The organism is Burkholderia sp. AU27893 (genome assembly GCF_002223205.1).
In the GTDB taxonomy this organism is placed as follows: Bacteria; Pseudomonadota; Gammaproteobacteria; order Burkholderiales; family Burkholderiaceae; genus Burkholderia.
In genome coordinates this window covers 1-2,563 of record NZ_NKFD01000026.1, presented here as the reverse complement: position 1 = coordinate 2,563, position 2,563 = coordinate 1, and the positions used below count along the sequence as shown (strand labels likewise).

General features: G+C 62.5%; 3 protein-coding genes. All 3 read right to left on the bottom strand.

The genetic code is table 11. From position 1 onward, the window contains the following. Positions 1 to 143 precede the first annotated feature (143 nt). The 3 genes from CFB47_RS40080 to CFB47_RS42035 are packed head-to-tail and all read right to left on the bottom strand — an operon-like array spanning position 144 to position 2,539. Positions 144 to 1,736 carry an IS66 family transposase gene (locus CFB47_RS40080; RefSeq protein WP_027813733.1) on the bottom strand — a complete coding sequence of 531 codons (1,593 nt, stop codon included), beginning with the start codon at positions 1,734 to 1,736 and terminating at the stop codon, positions 144 to 146. A gap of 39 nt (positions 1,737 to 1,775) precedes the next feature. Next, a complete protein-coding gene (tnpB, locus tag CFB47_RS40075; protein WP_027813734.1) occupies positions 1,776 to 2,120 on the bottom strand; it encodes an IS66 family insertion sequence element accessory protein TnpB in 345 nt (114 codons plus the stop codon). Further along, positions 2,117 to 2,539 (bottom strand): transposase, encoded by a 423-nt coding sequence (locus CFB47_RS42035; RefSeq protein WP_027813735.1) that lies wholly within the window; start codon positions 2,537 to 2,539, stop codon positions 2,117 to 2,119. Before CFB47_RS42035 ends, tnpB begins: the two co-directional genes overlap by 4 nt. Positions 2,540 to 2,563 lie beyond the last annotated feature (24 nt).

Sequence of the window (2,563 nt, the reverse complement as noted above, 5' to 3'; positions counted from 1 at the left end):
CGTAAGCGGCTCGGCGCGACCAGTTCCATATTCGCGCGCGCATGGGGCATGATGTGAGAGCTTGGGGAGTTCCGTGAGGATCACGTGAGATCGTGCCCACGATCGTGGATCATGGGCACGATCTATCTGGATCTATGAAGCAGTCAGGCAGTGCCATGCGAGCTGACCGACGTCAGCTTGTCGACCACATTCCAAGGCAGCAGTTCGTCGACGCGGGTGATGACGTGATCAGCGATGTGGGTCAAGACGTATTCCAGATAGGCGCGCGGGTTGATGCCATTGAGTTTGCACGCACCAATCAAGCTGTACATCGCGGCGGCCCGCTCACCCCCGCTGTCGGAACCAGCGAACAGGAAGTTCTTTCTCCCGAGGCTCACGCAACGCAGGGCGTTTTCTGCCAACGCGTTGCTGATCTCGGCTTGCCCATCCTCGCAGAACAGCGTCAGCGCAGTCCAGTGATTCAGCGAGTACTGGATCGCGCCGGCCAGCTCCGACTTGCGCGACAGCGTCGCGAGCTTGGCCCGGATTCTCGTTTCGAAGGCGTCCAGCAGCGGCTTGCTTTTCTCACGCCGCACGCGCTGCCGTTCATCGGGCGGCTTGCCGCGGATGTCGGTTTCAATGCCGTAGAACTCGCCGATCATCTCGAGCAGTTTCTGGGTCTCGTCCGTCGGTGTGCTCGCGTGGATCTCGTAGTACTTTCTCCGCGCGTGGTCCCAACAAGCAGCCTCGCGGATCTTGCCACTTACGTACAACTCGTCGAAGCCGCCGTAGGCATCGGCTTGCAGGATGCCTTCGAATCCGGCGAGATGCGTCTGAGGATGGATGCCTTTGCGATCGCACGAGTACGCGAACCACACCGCAGCCGGCTCCGTCGAGCCCGAACGGCTGTCGTCGCGCACGTACACCCAGAGTCGCCCGGTCTTCGTCTTCTTGTTGCCTGGCGCGAGCACGGGGATCGGCGTGTCGTCCGCGTGCAACTTCGTGCCCGCCATCGTATACCGGCGCAGCGCGTCGGTCAGCGGGCGGCAGAGCGCCTCACACTGTCCGACCCAGCGACCCATGCTGGCGCGGTCAAGCGTCACCCCGTCGCGCGCCGCAATTTCCGATTGTCGGTACAGCGGCGCATGATCTGCGTACTTCGACACCAGAATGTCGGCAAGCAAGCTCGGATGCGCGATACTGCGCTCGATCGGCAGTCCCGGCATCGGTGGCTGCGCGATGTGGCCGCAGGCCGGACAGACCGTCTTGTGCCGGATCGTGCGGATCACCTTGAACATCGCCGCAACACGGGCGAGCTGTTCCGAGACGTCCTCGCCGAGGCACTGCATAGCACCTTCACACTTGGGGCAGATCGAATCCGGTTTGAGCACGCGATCTTCTCGCGTAAGGTGCGGTGGCAGCGGCTCACGTACGGCCGGATCGCTGCTAGTCGTGGACCTTTCTCGTCGGACCTTTGTGTGCTGAACGTCGGCGACACCGCTGCCTGCGGCCAAATCCTCAAGCCGGAGCTCAAGCTTCTCGATCTCTCGGGCAAGTTGTTCCGACTTGCGGCCGAAGTGCATTCGCTTGAGCTTGTCGATCAGGAGCTTCAACCGTGTGATCTCGAGATCGCTTGCGGCGATGTCGCGGCGCAGCTGTTCGATCTCGAGTTCCCGTTCGATGGCCGACGCGCGAGCCTCAGCCAGCATGGCCTTCAGTGCAGCGACATCGTCGGGCAGATCGTCGAGATTCGGCATGCGCCGGAGTTTACGAGCCTCCCGAGCGGTTTACAACACCTACAGCATCGACAGAGGTGCCGTACGGCGGGGCTGCCGCCAATCGATGCCTTCGAGAAGCATCGACAACTGCGCGACCGTGAGCGAGATCTTGCCGCCATCGGCTTGCGGCCAGATGAAGCGGCCGCGTTCCAATCGCTTCGACAGCAGCCAGAGCCCGTCGTCGGTGGCCCAAAGCAGCTTCACGAGATCGCCTCGACGTCCGCGGAAGATGAACACATGGCCGCACAACGGATTCTCCTCGAGCGTCGCCTGTACCTTCGTGGCAAGCCCCTGGAAGCCGCAGCGCATGTCCGTGACGCCCGCAGCAAGCCAGATGCGGGTGCCGGCCGGCAATGTGATCACTTCAGGCATTCCTGCAGGAACGCTTCGGCCCGCTCAGCAGACAGGCCGCGAATCTTCACGCGCCGCTTGCCGATCTCCACCTCGATCTCGCACACGGGCGTCGGCATCGGTACGCCGCTTGTCACCTTCGACGTCGCGTTTCCCGTAGGCTGCGGCGCTGGCAGCATCAACACCGAATCGATCACGTCAACGCTCAGCAACTCCGTGCCTGTCATGGCCGACGGCGCAGCTTCGAGTCCCGGCAGTTCCAGCTTGCCTTCCCGATATTGCTTGCGCCACCCGAACACGACGTTGGCGTTGATGTCGTGCCGCCGCGCGACGATCGACACCGACATGCCTGGTTCCAACGTTTCCCTGATCACTTGCTGTTTGAATGCCCGCGCATACGTGCGATGGGCCGGGCGCGCTGCATTCGGCATAGCTGACCGTCTCCGTCAATCTAA

What these genes read in the sequence shown, in the direction of transcription:
- CFB47_RS42035 (WP_027813735.1), bottom strand. Translation starts at nt 2,539, where the DNA reads ATGCCGAATGCAGCGCGCCCGGCCCATCGCACGTATGCGCGGGCATTC.
- CFB47_RS40080 (WP_027813733.1), bottom strand. Translation starts at nt 1,736, where the DNA reads ATGCCGAATCTCGACGATCTGCCCGACGATGTCGCTGCACTGAAGGCC.